This is a genomic window from Paraflavitalea pollutisoli (assembly GCF_029360705.1).
In the GTDB taxonomy this organism is placed as follows: domain Bacteria; phylum Bacteroidota; class Bacteroidia; order Chitinophagales; family Chitinophagaceae; genus Paraflavitalea; species Paraflavitalea pollutisoli.
On record NZ_JARKMX010000014.1, the window covers coordinates 637,357 to 658,024 of the forward strand.

Genomic DNA, 20,668 nt, shown 5'->3' on the forward strand with positions numbered 1-20,668 from the left:
TATCATTAAAACCAACAAGCCGTGATCATCAACTATTTAAAAATCGCCTGGCGTAACCTGGTTCGGAACAAAACGTTCTCCTTTATCAATGTATTTGGCTTATCGGTGGGCCTCACTTGTTTTTTACTGATAGCAGCCTTTGTTTATGACGAGCTGACCTATGACCGCTATGCCAAAGATGCCGCCAATATGTACCGGGTGCAACTGCACCTGGACGAAAATGGTGGTACCACAGATTTCCCGATGGTGGATGCCGCCGTGGGCGAAGGCATTAAAAATGCTTTTCCGGAAGTTGTTAGCTTCACCCGACTCATACGTCGTGGCGGCTGGTTTTTCCAGTACCAGGGTACTACCTTCAAAGAAGACCGGGTGGCGATCCTCGATGATAATTTCCTCTCGTCCTTTTCCATCAAATTGTCTGAAGGCGATATCAAAACGGCCTTGCTGGAACCAAACACCATCGTGCTTTCCCGCGCTACGGCCATCAAGTATTTTGGAGAAGGTCCGGCGCTGGGCAAAATGCTGACGGCCCAGGACAAGAGCTACCAGGTAACCGGTGTTTTTGAAACATTGCCGGGTAACTCTCATTTCCATTTCGACATGGCCTTTAGCATGAACAGCCTGCAGGCCCGTCAGGAAACCTGGAGCAATGTATCCCATTATACCTATGTAACCCTTCAACCCGGAACCGATCCTGCCAAACTGGAAGCTAAATTCCCCCAACTGGTGGCCAAATATGTCGTACCTGAAATACAGGCCGACATGGGCGTATCATTGGCAGAAGCGCAGAAATCGATTAATACCTTTCGTTTCTTCCTGCAGCCGCTGGCCGACATCCACCTGCATTCCAATACGAAATACGAACTGGAAGCCAATGGCGATATCAGCTATGTCTATATATTCAGCGCCCTGGCTTTGTTCATTTTGCTGCTGGCTTGTGTCAACTTTACCAACCTGTCTACTGCCAGCGCAACGCGTCGTGCCCGTGAAGTGGGTATCCGTAAAGTGATGGGCTCACAAAAAACACAATTGGTATTGCAGTTCCTGACAGAATCGATCCTGCTCAGCCTGATCGCTACCGGCATTGCGCTGGCGATCGTATACGCCTTGTTACCGGCCTTCAACCAGGTTAGCGGCAAGGCGATCCATATGAATTTCTTTCTGCAATGGCAGACCTTATTGGGTGCCGTAACGGTGAGTCTGCTTACCGGTATCCTCGCCGGCCTCTACCCTTCTTTTGTGTTGTCGTCTTTTGCCCCCATCAAAGTGTTGAAAGGCCGGCTGGCCACCCAACCCCGTGGCCATTTGCTGCGCAGCGGGCTGGTGGTATTCCAGTTTGTGATCTCTACTGCCCTGATCATCTCGACCATCATCGTATACCGCCAGCTGTATTTTATGCAAAACCAAAAGCTGGGGTATGATAAAGACCAGGTGCTGATCATCCAGGATACCTGGGCTGGCCTTGGCAATAATGAGGCCGCCTTCAAACAACAGCTCTTAGCAGATACGCGTGTAAGCCATGCCACCATTTCGTATTCTGTACCAGCCAATGGCAGCAACGATGGTACGCAGGTATACCTGAAGGCGCAGCAGGAGGGCGACGCCCGACAGGAGATTCAGACGGGTATTTTCCGCGTCGATTATGATTACCTGCATACGCTGGGAATGAAGATGGCAGCAGGCAGGAACTTTTCAGCCGACCATCCTGGCGATTCGGCTTCCGTGGTCGTGAATGAAACTGCCGTACGGGCACTGGGCATTACTGGTAACCCGATCGGCCGCACCATTGTGCGTTCCGGACGCAGGGAGTTTACCATCGTAGGGGTCGTGCAGGATTTTCATACCGCTACTGCCCGGCAAAAGATCGCTCCCTTGATGATGTTGCTGGGCCGTAACAACGGCGCCATGATGGTGAAGGTGGCCTCAAAAGATATGACGGCCTTCCTCGCAGACACCAAAAAGGTATGGCAGTCTTTCAGTCCGCAGACACCTTTCACCTATAGTTTTCTCGATGACCGGTTTGCTCAATTGTATGCAGCTGAAGAGAAGAGCGGTCAATTGTTTTCAGTGTTTGCCGTGGTCTCCATCGTCATTGCCTGCCTGGGCTTGTTTGGCCTGGTAGCATATACCGTTGAGCAGCGTACCCGTGAAATTGGTATCCGCAAGGTACTGGGCGCTTCCGTACAGCAAGTGCTGGTGCTCGTATCGAAAGAGTTCCTGTTGCTTGTGGGTATTGCATTGGTGATCGCTGTGCCGGCCAGCTGGTGGGCGATGACCCAATGGCTGGAAGATTTTGCGTATCGTACCCGCATCGATGCGGGCGTATTTATACTGGCCGGGGTGATCGCTTTGCTGATCGCTGCCGTCACCATCAGCTTCCAGGCCATTCGGGCCGCGCTGATGAATCCCGTCAAGAGCTTAAGAAGTGAATAACAGATAAGGCTATGAGGAAAATGTAAGTCATTCTCAACAACTAAAACCTGTCTGTATGTTTGTGAATTTCTTCAAACCAGGGTGGAGAACCTTGTTACGTAACAAGGGATATACTACCATCAATGTACTGGGGTTGGCGCTGGGCATCAGCTCCTGCCTGGTTATTTTCCTCATTGCCAGTTATGAACTGGGTTACGATCGTTTTCATCCTAACCGCGACCGCGTCTACCGAATTGTAGGTGCCAGCCAGTTTAAGAACGAAGCGGTCCGCAAAAAAGGCTATGTGCCCGCGCCGGTACCCATGCGGGTACGCGAACAGGTGAGCGGGCTGGAACAGGTAACTGCTTTCCACAACTACTATGCATCGGTAACCGTGCCTCAGCCCAACCAGGAGGCGAGGGTATTTGAAGTCGTACGCGATCAACCTTCGCCGGTTATCATAACCGAACCTTCTTATTTTTCCATCTTCACGTACCAATGGCTGGCTGGCAACCCCGCAAAGGCGCTGTCGGCCCCCTTCCAGGTGGTATTGACGGAAAAAGCGGCCAGCCGCTATTTCGGCGACCAGCCTGCTGCCAACCTCATCGGCCGGGAACTCTACTACAATGACTCCCTGCATGTACAGGTTGCCGGTATCGTGCGCGACTGGACGGGTAACACCGATTTTGGTTTTACGGATTTCATCTCCTTTGCTACTATACCCAATAGCTTCCTGAAAGAGAACATCGATATGAATGCGTGGGGCATGTGGGACTACTACTCACAGGCCTATGTAAAGCTGGCGCCCGGTACCACTCCTGAGCAGGTCAATGCCCATCTTACCCGCTTTGCCAAAGACAATATGCAAGGGCCAGGCAACCAGTTGCAACTGCAACCCCTGTCGGATATTCATTTTAATGAAGACTATGCCGACGGTTATGCCCGCAAGGTGCATTTACCCACCTTGTACGGATTGATGGGCATTGCCCTGTTCATACTGCTGATCGCTGTGATCAACTTTGTCAACCTCTCGACGGCACAATCCATCACGCGCGCCAAAGAGATCGGGGTACGTAAAGTGTTGGGTAGCGGACGGGCGAGCTTGCGGTTGCAGTTCTTTGGCGAAACCTTCCTGATCACACTCGCAGCCCTCGTACTCTCCGTGATCATGCTGAAACCCATTTTAGCCGCCTTCAATGACTTTATACCGACCGGCGTACTGGTCAATCCTTTCACGAAAACGACCTGGCTGATCCTGGCCATCATTTTGGTAGCAACCACCTTACTGGCCGGCTTTTACCCGGCCGGTGTTATTGCCGCCTTCAAACCCGTGACCAGTCTGAAAGGACAACCATCGACTACCGTACATGGCAAACAATACCTGCGCAAATCGCTCATCGTATTTCAGTTTACCGTATCGCTGGTCTTCATCATCGGAACATTGGTGGTGGGCAAGCAAATTCACTATATGCTCAACACGGACCTGGGTTTCGATCATGATGCGATCGTCAACCTGCGTCCGGGGCGTGATGCCTCTGCTGCCAGTAAACAATTGCTGGCCCAACAACTGCTTCAGTTGCCCGGCGTCAAAGCGGTTAGCATTCATGGAGAAACTCCGGCCGCCAAAAGACATGGTGGAACCTCTATCAAGACGCTCGGCAGCCAGCTGACAGACAATGAGATCACATCTTCATTTGGATATGTAGATGCGCAATATTTATCGCTGTACCAGATCAAACTACTGGCTGGGCGCAACCTGTTGCCATCCGACACCCTGCGTGAATTTGTGGTCAATGCCACCTGCGCCCGGGCGCTGGGCTTCGACACACCCGAAAAAGCCATTGGCCAAATCGTACAAGTCGGTATAGCCGGAAAAACAGGACCAATAGTTGGCGTTATGGATGATTTTCATGCGAAGTCGTTCCATGAAGCGATCCCCCCTTTCTTCCTGACAACCGAGGCCAAGGCCTACCGCACCATCAGCGTTAAACTGGCTACCGGCCAGCAACAATTGGGTACCGTAAAAGGCTTACTGGCCGCCATCGACAGTAAATGGAAAGCAGTATACCCCGACAAAAAACCATCGTTGACCTTTTTTGATGAAACACTGGCAGCGATGTATGAAAAAGAGCAGAAAACAGCGCGGTTGATGAATACGGCCATGGGTATGGCTATTTTCATCTCCTGCATCGGTTTATTTGGACTGGCTACTTTCACGATGCAGCAAAGAGCCAAGGAGATCGGCATCCGCAAGGTGCTGGGAGCTACCGTTGGTAATATCACCTCGATGCTGACCAGGGAATTTGTACAGCTGGTGTTGATCGCAACGCTGATTGCAGCGCCGGTGGCCTGGTACTTTATGCATCACTGGCTGGAAGACTTTGCCTACCGCACCGCCATCAGTTGGTGGATCATCGCACTGGCAGGCATACTGGCTACCGGCATCACGTTGTGTACGATTGGTATACAGGCCATCCGGGCAGCCATGGCCAACCCGGTTAAAAGTTTGAGAAACGAATAAAGTGTCAGCCTGCTGTCAAGCAGGCTGTGCTTGTACTATATCAACCAATAAAATCTATCGACCGTGTTCAGGAACTATTTAAAAACCGCCTGGCGGAACTTGTGGAAGAACAAAACCATGGCCTTCATCAATGTGCTGGGCCTGGTAACGGGTATTACCTGCTGCCTGCTGATCGGCCTGTACATACAGCATGAATACAGCTTCGACAAGTTTCAGGCCAAGGGCAACCGTATTACCCGGGTAATCATGGACTACCGGTTTTCGAGTGGCGATGGTAAAAAGGTGGCTGTGACCAGTACCAAAGTATTGCCGGTCTTTGCACGTACTTTTCCGGAGATAGAATCGGGCATGCGCATGACGTCTGCCTTCCGGGTGGTAACATTGGGTGACCAGCGCTTCGAAGAAAAGAACTTCCTTTATGCAGACTCAACTTTCTTCGACCTGTTTTCTTTTTCACTGACCCAGGGCGATCCCAAAAACGCCTTATCAGGTATAAACAAGGTGGTGCTGACAGCCAGTACAGCTACTAAATATTTCGGTCTGCAAAACCCGATGGGTAAGATCTTACAGATCGGCGCCAATGCAGTGCCCTATGAGGTCACCGGCATCCTGCCCGATCTGCCTTCCAACTCGCAGATCACGTTCGACTTCCTGTGCTCTTTTTCCTCGCTGCAGGCCAACCAGGAGAAGACCTGGTGGAATGCCAATTATACGACCTTCCTGTTGCTGAAAAAGGAAACCGATTTCGCGCCGCTGGAAGCCAAGATCAAGGCGTATATGGATAAAGACATGAAGGGCGCCAACGCCAGCATCGAGTTTACCCTGGAACGTTTTGATCGTATCCACCTCCACTCGCCATACGATGGTCTGGTACCGAATACCAATATCACGTACCTGTATATCCTCACCGGTGTGGCCTTGCTCATCCTGAGCATTGCCTGCATTACTTACGTTAATCTCAGTACGGCCCGCTCCATCGACCGCAGCCGTGAAGTGGGTATCCGTAAAGCGATCGGTGCCTTGAAGCACCAGATCTTCCGCCAGTTCATTGCCGAATCACTGCTGCTCTGCACACTGGCTATGTTGGCCAGTGCTGGTGTGGTGGCATTGCTGCTGCCGGCCTTCAATCATTTATCTGGCGCCAGTTTATCGTTTCCCTCCTTGCTGACACCCGCCATTCTCGGGGTGATGGGCCTTATCATTGCCTGCGTGAGCTTCCTGGCGGGCAGCTACCCCGCACTGGTGCTGGCCGCTTTCAAACCGGTCAAGGTGTTGAAAGGCGCAGCCGTCAAGAATAGCTCCGGCGCCTGGTTGCGCAAAACACTCATCGTATTCCAGTTTGGCATCTCGGTATTCCTCGTGATCGGTACGCTCATCATTCACCAGCAGATGACCTTCATCCAGGAAAAAAAGCTGGGCTATGATCGTGACCATATCCTCGTTTTGCCGCTCGATAGTAAACTGCTGGATAAATATGCCACGCTGAAAGGTCAACTACTCAATCAACCGGGCGTAGTGAGCGTAACACGTTCCAATGCCCTGCCTACGCAGATCGGCAGTGGCTTCAACATGCGTAACGCCACCATGGCCGAAACAGACAATATGGCCGTGACCGCCGCCACGATCGACGAAGACTATCTGAAGACGATGGGTATAGAACTGGTGGCCGGCGCTCCCCTCACCCACCAGGATTACATCGATGGCACACTCGATAGCTTCGAATTACGCTACTACCATTATATCCTCAACGAGTCTGCTGCTAAAGCACTGGGATGGACACCCCAAGAGGCCATTGGCAAAAAGATGTGGCTCGACGCGAGCCGGCCGGGTGAGGTAAAAGGCGTAACCAAAGATTTCCATTTCCAGTCGCTGCATTCGGCCGTGATGCCGCTGGTGTTGTTTACAGACACCTGGGGGGCCAACCTGCTCGTCAAGATCTCCGGTGAGCATATCGGTAACACCCTCGAAGCGATCAATTCCACCTGGAAATCCATGGCGCCGCATCGTCCGTTCAGCTATCATTTTCTCGATGAGGACTACAATAAAATGTATGCTTCCGAGCAGCGGTTGGGCAAGATCATGAACCTGTTTGCCGGCATTGCCATCGTACTGGCCTGTATGGGCTTGTTTGGCCTGGCCTACCACGCCATGCAGCAACGGCAAAAAGAGATTGGCATCCGTAAAGTATTGGGGGCATCCGTGGCACAGATACTCGTACTCGTATCCAGGAACTTCCTCCTGCTGGTATTAATTGCTTTTGCGATTGCGGTACCAGCCACCTGGTGGGCGATGAATAACTGGCTGCAAGACTTTGCTTACCGGATCGACATCAACTGGTTGGTCTTTGCCGTTGGCGGTTTGCTGATAATGGCCATTGCCGCCGTGACCGTCGGGGCGCAGGCGATCAAAGCAGCGCTGACGAATCCCGTTAAGAGTTTGAAGAACGAATAACTCCTTATAAGCCTTATACAAGCAACCTATGTGGCGCAATTATTTTAAAACAGCTTTCCGCAACCTGCTTCGCACCAAAGCGTATGCAAGTATCAATATCGCGGGACTTACGATCGGGCTCACGGCCTTCTGGCTCATTGCCCTGTACATCGCCGACGAGCTCAGCTATGAACGCTTTCATACGCAGGCGAATCGTATTTACCGCGTGGCCCAGCATACCCGCTGGGATGGTGGGGATATGCACCAGGCATCTACATCGGCGCCCTTCGCCCCCGCTCTGAAGGATTACTTTCCCCAGGTGCAGGAAGCAACCCGCATTATCCCCGAAGGCGGCGGCATTATTGCGTACAACAACAAACCCATCAAAGCAGAAGATATCTTCTTCGCCGATGCCAATATCTTCAAAGTATTTACTTACCCTTTCCTGGCCGGCGATGCGAATACGGCGCTTGCCCGCCCCGAGTCGATCGTACTGAGTGAAACACTGGCGCGTAAATTATTTGGTGATCCGAGAAAGGCGTTGAATCAAACGGTATACTTCAGCAATAACTATCCCAACCTGGTGACGGGTGTGATGCGTGATGTACCTGCCAATACGCACCTGCGCTTCAGCGGCCTGCGTTCTTTACCGGCGAACTATACCGACAACTGGCAAAACTTCAACAGTTATACTTACCTCTTGTTGCGCGCGGGCACCGATGTTCACCAGGTAGCAGCCGGCCTGCCTGCTTTTGCTGCCGGCAGCATCCAGAAGATCATGCGGGTGACAGACTACCGGCTGGAGCTGCAACCACTGACCGATATACACCTGCACAGTAACCTGCAGTACGAACTCGGTCCCAACAGCAGCATCAACCGGGTATACATCTTTTCAGCCATCGCTTTGCTGGTCCTGGCTATTGCCATCATCAACTATATCAACCTGTCTACCGCCCGGTCTTCTACGCGTATCCGCGAAGTAGGGGTACGTAAGGTCATTGGCTCCGGCCGCTGGCACCTCATCGGTATGTTCATTGCCGAGGCGCTGGTCTTGACCCTGGTATCAACCCTACTGGCCTGGTTCTGTACGCAGATCCTGTTACCCTTGTTCAACTCATTGTCGGGCAAGGAACTCAGCATCTGGCGTTTCGGGGTACCACTCACCTTGCTGTTCATCCTGGCGTTTGCGTTATTGACGGGCGCCATGAGTGGCCTCTACCCGGCCATCTTTCTTTCGCGCTTCAAGGCTATTCCGGCTTTGAAAGGACAAATGGGTAACCTGTCGACCAGTATCTTCTTCCGCAAATCATTGGTCGTATTTCAATTTACCATTACAGTGATCATGATAGCCGGCTCGCTGGTCATCTACCGCCAAATGCAGTTTACATCCAAAAAAGACCTCGGCTTCAACAAAGAACAGGTACTCACCTTTCATATACATGACCGGGAGGTTCGCAAACAAGTCAGCGCTATCAAAACGCAGCTGCTGCAAAATCCGCTGGTGCAGGGGGTATCGGCAGCCGGCAATCCCATCGGCAACAATGACCTCGGTGAACATGGATTCACTTTCGAGACCAATGACGGCTCCTTCACCACCAGCAGCAAAATGGCGCAGGAACTGATGGTGGATGCAGAATACCTGGGCACAATGGGCATTCAGCTGGCACAGGGCCGCAACTTCATTCCCGGCGCCGAAGCGGATAAATACAGCGGCGCCATCGTCAACGAAACCCTGGTGAAGGAAATGGGCTGGACAAATGCCCTCCATAAACGCGTACGTTTCAAATACGGAGCAGACGAAGTCGGTGAAAGAACTGTGGTGGGTGTTGTGAAAGATTTTCACACCTACTCTCTACAGCATAAGGTAGGATCGATGGTATTGCTGATGCCGCCCGTCGCCACCATGGAAGACAACCTGTATGTAAAGATCAATACCGACCATACGAAACAAGCACTCGCCTGGATCGAAAAAGTATACAAGGAGTTTGACCGGAGCAACCCTGTCGAGTTCAACTTCCTCGACCAGAATTTCGCCCGGCAATATGCAGCCGAGCAAAAGCAGGAAACCCTGTCACTGATATTCACCATACTGGCCGTATTGATCGCTTCCCTTGGCCTCTTTGGCCTGGCTGCCTTTACGGCGCAGCAAAAGATCAAAGAGATCGGTATCCGCAAGGTATTGGGAGCCTCTGTGCCTTCGATCGTACGTATGCTCAGTACCGACTTCATCAAACTGGTAGCCTTCGCGATCGTGATCGCTACACCGATTGCATGGCTGTCGATGCACCAATGGTTGCAGGGCTTCGCCTACCGGATTGACATACAATGGTGGATATTTGGACTGGCCGGTATCCTGGCCCTGTTCATAACGCTGGCAACGATCAGCATACATGCCATCAAAGCCGCGTTGGCAAACCCGATAGAAAGCCTGCGCAACGAATAAAGAAGTATAGCCTATTAAACGTATAAAAACAGTTACCCGTGTTCAAAAACTATTTCAAAACTGCCTTCCGTAGCCTGATGAGAAACAGGAGTTATGCCGTGATCAATATCACTGGCCTGGCCGTGGGTATTGCAGCCTGCCTGTTGATCTACCTGATCACCAGCTATCACCTCAGCTTCGATAACTACCATACCAAAAGGGACCGGATCTACCGGATGTACACCGAGACCGGTGGTGTTGGCGGGGGCCGCAGTGCCGGTGTACCCTGGGCGGTACCGGAAGGATTGCGCCAGGATTTTCCCGAACTGGAGAAAGTAGCCGGCGTATTTGGCAGCGGCGGCGACCAGATCACTGTACTGGATGAACAGAACAATCCGGGCAAGAAATTCAAGGAAGCGCGTGGCTTCTTTTATGTTGAACCGGCGATCTTCGACATCTTCGATTTCACATGGCTGGCCGGAGATAAAGCGACCGCTTTATCCGGCCCCGATATGGTCGTGCTGACCAGGGAGATCGCGGAGAAATATTTTGGCGACTGGCAAAAAGCCGTAGGACGCTCTATCAAATATGACAACGCCAAAGTATATAAGGTCACCGGCATCCTGGCGGATCCTCCACCCACTACCGATATACCTTTCCGCATCGTGGCTTCCATGAAGTCATTCAAGGAACCCGACTACACCGATTGGATCAGTATCTGGAGTGGTCATCACTGTTATTTCGTGTTACCGGAAAACTATCCGGCATCCCGGCTGAGCAAGCTGCTGCCCGGCTTCGTCAAAAAACACAAGCCTGTCGAAAACCAAAAAGAAGGATTTGGCCTGCAGGCCCTGACCGACATGCACTTCGATACCACCCTGGGCGTTTATTCGCGCCAGGTATTCAGTAAAGAGCTCATCACTACGCTGTCGCTGATCGGACTGTTCCTGCTCATCATCGCTTGTGTCAACTTCATCAACCTGGCCACCGCACAGGCCGTGAACAGGGCGAAGGAAGTAGGTGTTCGCAAGGTACTGGGCAGCAGCCGTCGCAACCTCATCACGCAGTTTCTCGGCGAAACCCTCATCATTACCGGTACTGCGGTATTGCTGGCCACGGCTGTTGCCTGGCTCGTGGTGCCTGCACTCAACACGCTGCTGCAGATACAGATCAGTCGTAACTTCTTTGGCAGCCTTACCGTTCCGCTATTTGCTATCGCCATCACCGTGATCGTAACGTTCCTGGCAGGCTTTTATCCGGCGCTCGTATTATCAGGTTATAATCCCATTACAGCCTTGCGCAGCAAGATCGCTGCCAAAACTTCCGGTGGCCTCACCTTACGCAGGGGCCTGGTCGTCTTCCAGTTTGCCATCGCCCAGGTACTCATCATCGGTATGCTGGTGATCGTAGGTCAGATGAATTTTTTCAAGAAGACCTCCATGGGCTTTACCAAAGATCATATCCTCACGGTTCCGATACCGGGCGACAGTGCGAGCCGCAGCCGGGCCGAATACCTGCGTGGAGAATTGGAGCGGCAACCGGGCATCAGCGATGTCAGTTTTGCCTTCACCAGTCCTTTCGACAATGGCAACTGGAGCTCTGATTTCAAATTCGACAACAATCCCAACAATACAGGCTTCGAAGCCAACCTCAAATTTGCAGACGTCAATTACTTCAAGACCTATGACCTGCAGTTCATCGCCGGGCGGCCGTTCTATGAAAGCGATAGCATCCGGGAGTTTGTAGTGACCGAGCAATTCATCAAGCGGGTAGGTCTCCATGATCCACAGGAAGCGATCGGCAAAAAGATCGATCTGTGGGATGGGCAACATGTAAAAACCATCTGCGGTGTCGTCAAGGATTTTCATAGCCAGACATTACGCCAGGCACTGGAACCAGTCATCCTCGCTTCGCAAAGGACGTCTTACAACATGTTTGGCTTAAAACTGGAGCCCGGTAAGACGAAAGAAGCACTGGCTTTCATTGAGAAACTTTGGACGACGACTTATCCTGATTTCGTGTACGAATACCAGTTCCTCGACGATAAAGTAGACCGGTCCTATCGCCGCGAAACACAGCTTTCGCACCTGTACACCATTTTCGCCGGTATCGCCATCTTTATCTCCTGCCTGGGTTTATACGGGCTGGTGTCTTTCATGGCCACCCAACGCGTAAAAGAAGTAGGCATCCGCAAAGTATTGGGCGCTTCGGTAGGTCATATCGTGTATCTCTTTTCGCGCGAATTCACCATCCTTGTATTGCTGTCGTTTGTGATTGCAGCACCAGTGGCCTGGTACCTGATGACCCGCTGGCTAGCCGATTTCGAATACCGTATTCCTTTAGGAGCGAGTATATTCCTGCTGGCCATAGTCGGTTCGATCGCCATTGCCTGGATCACGGTCGGTTACCGCGCCGTCAGGGCCGCACTGGCCAACCCTGTGAAAAGTTTAAAAAGTGAATAGTTCAACCTTTTAAAACAATGAGCCGTGCTTAAAACATACTGCAAGATCGCCTGGCGCACCGCACTCCGTAATAAAAGTTTTACGGCCATTAGTCTGGGCAGCCTGGTATTGGGCATCACGATGTTCTTCTTCATCAGCCTGTGGGTAAAAGATGAACTGTCGTTCGATGCCGGATATGCCGACCAACCCAACGTATGCCGGTTGGAAACAACCCTGGTACTGCCCGACGGGCAGACGGATAAAATGGCTACTGTGGGCTGGCCAGTCGGCAAGGCCTTGCAGGCGCAATATCCCGAGATCGAGCACCTGACCTATGTACGGGAATGGTACCCGATCATCAAAACCGAGCAAAGACGTTTCTATGAAAATGCATTCTACGCCGACGATCAATTCTTTTCCGTTTTAAACTATCCCCTCCAGGAAGGTAATGCGGCGAAGGCATTGACCGAACCCTACAGCGTTGTGATCTCTCAGGACGCCAAGGCCAGGTATTTCGGACAGGGAGAAGCGCTGGGTAAAATACTGATGGTGAATGATACCGTTCCTTTCAAAGTCACGGGTGTCTTCGCGGAGTTGCCAGCCAATTCGCACCTCAGCTTCGACATGATCGCTTCTTTCAGTTCTTATTGCAGCATGGATCCGGAAAGCTGTCAGCAGGAATTTGCCAAGGGCTGGTTCGATATCAACGTGTACAATTATGTACGTCTGCGCAAGGACGCTTCCGTCATCGGCACCAACGCCCGCATCAGCAACCTGGTACAAGTGGCCGGCGCGGCTCAGGTGAAAGAAACAGGTTTTAAAAGTACCCTGTCCCTGCGGCCGGTGAAAGATATCTACCTGTACTCCGGTATGCGCACGGCGCGGGGAGAACTGGGTAATATCAAAACCATCCAGTTCTTTCTCGCCATCGGCATCTTCATCCTGGTGATCGCCTGTCTCAACTTCATCAACCTGTCTACCGCCCGGTCGGTAGAAAGAGCCAAAGAGATCGGTATCCAGAAAGTGCTGGGCAATAGCCGCCGTCGCCTGATCGGCCAATTCCTGACAGAAGCGGCCATACTGTGTACCATAGCGGCACTGATCAGTATGATCGTCATGGTGGCACTGCTTCCCCTCTACAATAGCTTCTCGGGCAAATCATTCACGGTGCCTACTTTATTGTCACCTGGCAATCTGCTGTTGTTGACGGGTATTATCGCCGTGCTGGTACCACTGGCAGGCTTCTACCCTGCCTGGGTGCTCTCGTCCTTCAAGCCTATCAAAGTGCTAAAGGGACGTTTCTCGCATTCCGGCTCCGGTACCTTGCTGCGTCAATCGCTGGTGGTATTGCAGTTTGTGATCTCGGCAGGCTTCATCATGTGTACCGCTATTATGTGGCAGCAAATGCGCTTTATGCAAACCAGGGAACTGGGTTTCAAAACCGACAATATGCTACTGGTGGATATTACGACCGTGCCTTGGGTACAACGGCATGATAAAGCCGATCTGTTCAAAAAAGAACTGATGCGCCGCAACGGCAGCCGCTCCATCACCGCAGCAGGGGCTATCCCGGGCCGTTCGGGATGGGATGGCCAGTTTGCTTATCCGGAAGGAAAAACGAAAGAAGAAAGCCTGATCGTAGAATACATTACCACCGATCATGACTACGTCAAAACCATTGGTCTGCCGCTGATCGCGGGGCGCGATTTTCTGTCCAACAGCGAAGCGGATACCAAAGAGGCTTTCATCATCAACGAAGCTGCCGTTAAACTATTTGGCTGGGGTACACCCCAACAAGCCATTGGCAAAAAACTAAAGACCTCGGGGAAGGAAGGACAGGTGGTTGGTGTGGTGAAGAATTATCACCAGCATGGTTTGCAATCGAAGATCGGTCCGGTGGTACTGAGTCCTGTGGGATATTATAGCGTCATCGCGCTGCGATACGAAAACATCACACCAGCCCGGGCTATTGCCAATGCAGAAGCCGTGTGGAAAGAAGTATACGGCGATTATCCTTTTTACTACCGTTTCATGGACGAGGATTTTCAACGTCAGTACAGCAAGGAAGAAAAGCTGCATAGCTTTTTTGGCATCGCAGCCGGCCTGTCGATCCTGATCGGTTGCCTGGGACTACTGGGGCTCATCATCTATACCGCGCACAAACGGGTACGCGAGATCGGCATCCGAAAAGTACTGGGAGCAGGTATCGCGAATATCGTCACGCTGCTATCGATCGACCTGTTGAAACTGGTAGGCATCGCGATCGTACTGGCCATACCACTGGCCTGGTGGGTGATGGACAATTGGCTACAGCAGTTTGCCTTCCGCATCAACATGCAATGGTGGGTATTTGCTGCCTCGGCAGTGGCTGCTCTCCTGATCGCCTTACTGACCATTAGCTTCCAGGCCCTGAAAGCCGCCCTGACCAATCCTGTGAAGAACCTGAGAACCGACTAATTGGCCGCTGGCCACCACCCAATATAATTGCCATGTTCAAGAATCAGCTGATTGCCGCCTGGCGCACCCTCACCAGGAACAGAACCTACACTACGATCAACGTGCTGGGGTTATCCCTGAGCGTGGGCATCGCAACGGTGTTGTTCATGATCGTACGGTTTGAAAAGAGTTTCGATACCTGGCATGCCAAAGCACCCCAACTGTACCAGCTCCTGGGCAAAGACCGCTTTGACGGGCTTAATTCGCATATTCCCCAGGGCGCCATCTATGCGCTCAACAATAAAATACCCGGTGTAGAACAGGCTGTGAATGTCATGGAGTACGAGCCTTACGGTATTCGTGTCAACAACGAAAACCTGGCCATGAAAAAGACCTACTTCGCCGGGCCCGAACTCTTCCACATGATCGATGCGCAATGGATCGCCGGATCTCCCGAAGCTTCCCTGAGCCAACCCTTTCAGGTAGTACTGGATGAACCCACCGCTATCCGCTTTTTTAAAAGCACGCAGCAGGCCATGGGGCAAATCATTCGCTACGAGAACAACATGGATATGAAAGTATCCGGCATCATCAAAAAAATGCCGTCCAATACGCAGTTCACGATGCCCATGATCCTCTCGTATGCTTCCCTGCTGCGCTTCATGGATTGGTACAAAGACAATACCTATTTCGGTGGTGGCGACTCCTATTTCCAGGGATTTGTGCTGCTGAAACCCGGCGCCCGGCCTTCGGATATTGTCAAAGCACTCAATGCAGAAGCGGCCCAGCACAAGCATGCGGCCATTATCGATTATCAACTGGTGAACCTGGCCGACCATCATTTCAATCCCAATCCCGAAATTGATTTTTTAAACTATGCCATCCCTTACTGGTTGTTGAATACCCTCGTTGGCATTGGCGCTTTCCTGTTACTGATCGCCAGCATCAATTTCATCAATATGGCCACGGTACAGGCCATGCAGCGTAACAAAGCGACCGGTGTACGCAAGATATTGGGTAGCAGCCGCTGGCAGCTCATGGGGCAATTCCTGTTGGAAACTGGTCTGCTTGTAGTGGCAGCACTGGGCGGCGGCGCTTTGATTGCTTATATCCTGTTACCCTTTACCAGCGAGCTGTTACACACCCAGGTGGCCGACGCCAACAACTGGAATGGCAGTACGGTGGTGTTCCTGCTACTCATTGGATTGGCATTAACGCTGTTGTCGGGCATCTATCCCGCGATCCTGCTTTCGGGTTTCAAACCCATACAGCTGCTTCGATCACGCTTTTTCACCGCACGTGCCGGTGGCTTCTCCCTGCGCCGTATGCTGGTCGTAACGCAGTTTACCATCGCCCTGGTCCTCGTCATCTGCACATTGATTGGCGTAAAGCAACTCAATCATTTTTACCACAAAGAACTGGGCTTCGACAAAGCGTCTGTGCTGAAAGTCATGTTGCCGAATAGCCAGGACGAACGAGGCCGGCGGGTCCTCCGCAGCGAACTGGAAAACCAACCCGCCATTACGAACATCACCTTCGGCCTCACTACCCCCTCGGGTACCGGCAACTGGTGGTGGGCCAATGTAAAACACCATGGACTGAAGGATGGCGAACAGCAGTTTCGCCAACAGTTTATCGATACCAATTACTTTTCCTTCTTCCGCATTCCATTGCTGACCGGCCGGTCGTTTACCGCTGCCGACAGCACAGCTCCCGTCGTACTGGTCAACGAAACAGCCGTCCGTCAGATGGGCTTTACACAACCTATGGAAGCGTTGGGACAGGTCATAGCGCTCGGCAATGAACAATATACCGTAGCCGGCATTGTCAAAGACTACCAATCACAAAGTTTGCGTTTTGGCAGTACGCCGCACGTATTCATCTATAACCGCCGTTATCAGACGGCCATGTTCCGAATACATCCCCAACAACAAGAAGCTGCGCTGAAACTGGTAAGCGCTGCCTTCAAAAAAGTATACCCGGACTATTACATGGATTATACCTTCCTGGATGATGAGCTGCGCACTTTCTACAGCGATGAAAGCAAACTGGCCCACTTCTTATCCTTGTTCTCCATCGTCGGTATCCTCATCGGCTGTTTGGGTGTGTATGGATTGGTTGCCTATGTGTGTATGCGCAAGACCAAAGAGATCGGTATTCGTAAGGTGCTGGGCGCCGGCTTTCTGCACATCATGGCCCTGCTCAATGTGGAGTTCCTGTGGCTGATCGGTCTCGCCTTTGTGATCGCTGCACCGGTGGCAGGACTGATCATGCATCGTTTTCTACAGGAGTACACTAACCGTATTGCTTTACCAGGATGGATCTTCCTGCTGACTGGGGCCGGTGCAGTGGTAATTACCCTGATCACGATCAGCTTTCAGGCCGTCCGCGCGTCGCTGGCCAACCCGGTAAAGAGTTTAAGAAGTGAATAAGCAATCACTTAACACCCTCAATAGTATACCATGTTTAAAAACTATTTAAAAACGGCCTGGCGAAACCTGTGGAAGAACAAAGCCTATTCCGCCATCAACATCATTGGCCTGTCGATCGGCATGGCTGCCTGTATCGTCATCATGCTGTTTGTGCTGTATGAAAAAGGATTCGACGGCCGGCATACCAAAAACATCTACCGGCTCGATGAGGTACAAAAATTTCCTGGCATGGTGGCTCCCCAGCAGGTAGCCCTGTCGATGTTTCCGATGGGCCCTACCCTGCAGGCGGAGTTTCCACAAGTGAAACAATTCACGCGCATCAACAGCTACAACAAACCACCCATCACCTATGGAGATAAAAAAGTATCACTGACAAACCTGTTCTGGGCCGACTCTACGTTTCTCGATATCTTCAACTTTCGCCTGCTCGAAGGAGACCGCCTGCAGGTGTTGCAGCAACCCAACAGTGTAGTGCTGACGCAATCGGCGGCCGACAAGATCTTTGGCCGCGAAAACCCGGTGGGCAAAACGATTACGATCAACGGCAGCGATACCATGACCTTCAAGGTAACCGGCATCCTGGAGAATATCCCGGGCAATTCGCACCTACAATTTGAAGGGTTGCTGTCGTTCAACACCCGGCCGACGGCACGCATGATGGAAAACTGGGGTGGCAACTGGGTCAATACCTACCTCGAGCTGGCGCCCGGTACCGATATCGCCGCCCTCGAAAAAGCCTTTCCGGCATACCTGAAGCGGCATATGACGGAAGAAAGGTCTACCTTCTATGAACTGTTCCTGCAACCCCTGGCAGCGGTCCATGCCGGATCTTCGCACATCACGCATGACTACAACAACTACGGGAAATTCGATGGCTCTTATACCAACCTGTTCTCGATCATTGCGCTCATCGTACTGGTGATCGCCTGTATCAATTTCATGAACCTTTCCACCGCACGCTCCGCTGGCCGGGCCCGTGAAGTAGGGGTCCGAAAATCGGTTGGTGCCCACCGCTTTCAATTGGGCATACAGTTTATCGGCGAGTCCGTTCTGCTGTGTATCCTGGCATTGATGATCGCATTGGGTCTGGTGCAACTCACCTTACCCTGGGTATCGCAGCTAAGCCAGCGTGACCTTAATATGATCGTATTCATCAATGGTCCATTGTTGTTGACGGCTTTGGCAGGATCACTACTGGTAGGCATCCTCGCAGGCCTGTATCCTGCAGTGTACCTGTCCTCTTTCCAGGCAGTGAAAGTGTTGAAAGGCACTATCACAGCGGGCAACCGCAAAAGCCTGTTCAGGAACGTGCTGGTCGTGGGGCAATTCTCGAGTGCTATCTTCCTGATCATCGCAACGCTGTTTGCCGTACGGCAGCTCAACTTCATGCAGCACAAAGATCCCGGATTCAACAAAGAGCAGGTATTGACCATACCACTCACCTTCGCCACCCAACAACGCTACGAAGCTGTAAAATCCGAGTTACTCAACAATACCCTGATCACAGGCGTTTCTGCCTCCACCCAACGCTTGGGTAATAACCTGCACCAGACCGGCGTCAATTACTATCCCGGCGATAAACCCATGCGCAGCCTCACGACCTCACAGGTGGTTGTAGACCCCGATTATTTATCCGTATACAAGATACCCCTGCTTGCCGGCCGCAATTTCTCCAAAGACTACGCCACCGACAATGCCAAAGCCTATATCGTCAACGAAACGATGGCCAAAGAACTGCTGAAGGAAACACCACAGGCCCCGTATGCCAGCCTGATCGGCAAACGTTTTGGTTTCGGCGGCATGGATTCTGCCGGTACCATTGTAGGCGTATCCAGGGATTTCAACTTCAACTCGCTTCACCATAAGATCGAAACCCTGACCATCCTGGACCAGAAAGACTGGGGTTATTCCGAAATTTCGGTGCGCGTCAACGGCGCAAAGGCCAAAGAAGCGGTAGCCTTTATACAGGGTGTTTGGCAAAAAGTAAATCCGGGTGAAGAACTGGAATTTACTTTCCTTGACGATCACTTCAAAGAGCTGTACCACGCCGATGCACAGGTTAGTCAAACAGTAGGTGTACTCGCCGGACTGGCGATCGTTATCTCGTGCCTTGGTTTGTTTGGCCTGGCATCCTATGCTGCCGAGCGCCGTATCAAAGAGATCGGTATCCGCAAGGTGCTGGGAGCGTCCATACAGAGCATCGTCCGCCTGATGTCGAAAGACTTCCTGCGGCTGGTGTTGATCGCCAACCTCATCGCCTGGCCGCTTGCCTGGCTGGCCATGTACAAATGGTTGGAGGATTTTGCGTACCGCATTCCCATCAGCATTTGGGTATTCCTGGCAGCTGGTGTTGCCGCTCTGCTGATCGCGCTGTGTACAGTTGCGTTCCAGGCGTTGCGCGCTTCGATCGCCAACCCCGTTAAAAGTTTACGGAGCGAATAAGCAACTTTCCGATTATTCAGTCGACCTTATTACTAACAATAAAATGATTATATATGAAATCATTCTTTTCCCTTCTCCTGGCAGCTGGCCTGTGTCAGGTTGCCCAGGCGCAAACCGAAACGCCTTTCCAGACCAAATCCCTGAAAGATGCCGGTATTGAAAAGGTAACAGCCGAAACATCGGGTGGCAATATTTCCGTGACGGGCGGAGCCGCCGACCTGCGGATCGATGTATACATCCGGCCAAGCAATGGCCGCATAAGTACACTCAGTAAGGAAGATATCCAGAAAAGACTGGAGGAAGACTACGACTTTAAAGTAACCACAGAGAATCACCAGCTCACGGCGATCGCGCGGCCTAAAGATCGTTCCGGGAGTTATGATTGGAAACGCGCCCTATCGATATCTTTTGTGATCTATGTACCCCGTAATGTAGCCACCAGCCTCACCACCAGTGGTGGAAATGTGGCGCTCGCCCACCTCGCGGGTGTACAGGATTTCCGCACGAGTGGCGGCAACCTCTCACTTGATGACCTGACGGGCAATATCAAGGGGTCTACGTCCGGCGGTAATATAGATATCAAAGATTCCAAAGACGATATCACGTTGATCACCAGTGGTGGTAATGTAAAAGCCGCCAACTGCGATGGTAAGATCAGGTTGACGACCTCAGGCGGCAACGTGACACTGGATCAATTGAAAGGCACGATCGATGCTACCACCAGTGGTGGCACCGTGCGCGCCACCACGGTTGGAGGAGATCTTTCTGCAGTGACTTCCGGTGGCAATGTACACCTGGAGAACCTGTCGTGCAGCGTTCGGGCCTCTACTAGCGGCGGTAATATGACCGTGAGCCTGAAAGAGCTGGGCAGCTTCGTGAAGCTTGCTAATTCAGGCGGCAATATCAGCCTGGACCTGCCCGGTGGAAAAGGACTCGACCTGCATATCACCGGCGGTAAAGTAAAAGCGGGTACCCTGAGTAATTTCAGTGGTACGGTAGAAGATGATTCCATCGATGGTAAGATCAACGGCGGAGGCATTCCCGTTACCGTGAAAGGCGGCAGCGGACGGGTGACCCTGTCGATCAAATAGTATAAGATATCGATTGCCCTCCATCGGTCAGGAACCGATGG

9 protein-coding genes are annotated in these 20,668 nt (G+C 52.0%); all 9 read left to right on the top strand.

Features of this window, described 5'->3' with window-relative positions:
• Positions 1 to 21 precede the first annotated feature (21 nt).
• The 9 genes from P2W70_RS33030 to P2W70_RS33070 all read left to right on the top strand — a co-directional run bounded on the left by P2W70_RS33030 (position 22) and on the right by P2W70_RS33070 (position 20,627).
• Complete coding sequence (locus tag P2W70_RS33030; RefSeq protein WP_276485890.1) at positions 22 to 2,433, top strand: ABC transporter permease; 2,412 nt, start codon at positions 22 to 24, stop codon at positions 2,431 to 2,433.
• Positions 2,434 to 2,488: 55 nt separating this feature from the next.
• Positions 2,489 to 4,933 carry an ABC transporter permease gene (locus P2W70_RS33035; protein WP_276485891.1) on the top strand — a complete coding sequence of 815 codons (2,445 nt, stop codon included), beginning with the start codon at positions 2,489 to 2,491 and terminating at the stop codon, positions 4,931 to 4,933.
• Between the two features lie 99 nt (positions 4,934 to 5,032).
• The gene (locus tag P2W70_RS33040; protein WP_276485892.1) at positions 5,033 to 7,384 is read left to right on the top strand and encodes an ABC transporter permease; all 2,352 of its coding nucleotides are present in this window, start codon (positions 5,033 to 5,035) and stop codon (positions 7,382 to 7,384) included.
• 28 nt (positions 7,385 to 7,412) lie between these two features.
• Positions 7,413 to 9,806 (top strand): ABC transporter permease, encoded by a 2,394-nt coding sequence (locus tag P2W70_RS33045; protein ID WP_276485893.1) that lies wholly within the window; start codon positions 7,413 to 7,415, stop codon positions 9,804 to 9,806.
• A gap of 38 nt (positions 9,807 to 9,844) precedes the next feature.
• Positions 9,845 to 12,247 (top strand): ABC transporter permease, encoded by a 2,403-nt coding sequence (locus P2W70_RS33050; RefSeq protein ID WP_276485894.1) that lies wholly within the window; start codon positions 9,845 to 9,847, stop codon positions 12,245 to 12,247.
• 24 nt (positions 12,248 to 12,271) lie between these two features.
• On the top strand, positions 12,272 to 14,683 hold the full coding sequence (locus P2W70_RS33055) for an ABC transporter permease (protein WP_276485895.1): 2,412 nt from the start codon (positions 12,272 to 12,274) through the stop codon (positions 14,681 to 14,683).
• 32 nt (positions 14,684 to 14,715) lie between these two features.
• On the top strand, positions 14,716 to 17,094 hold the full coding sequence (locus tag P2W70_RS33060; RefSeq protein WP_276485896.1) for an ABC transporter permease: 2,379 nt from the start codon (positions 14,716 to 14,718) through the stop codon (positions 17,092 to 17,094).
• 30 nt (positions 17,095 to 17,124) lie between these two features.
• A complete protein-coding gene (locus P2W70_RS33065) occupies positions 17,125 to 19,536 on the top strand; it encodes an ABC transporter permease (RefSeq protein ID WP_276485897.1) in 2,412 nt (803 codons plus the stop codon).
• Between the two features lie 53 nt (positions 19,537 to 19,589).
• A complete protein-coding gene (locus tag P2W70_RS33070; protein ID WP_276485898.1) occupies positions 19,590 to 20,627 on the top strand; it encodes a DUF4097 family beta strand repeat-containing protein in 1,038 nt (345 codons plus the stop codon).
• Positions 20,628 to 20,668: the final 41 nt, after the last annotated feature.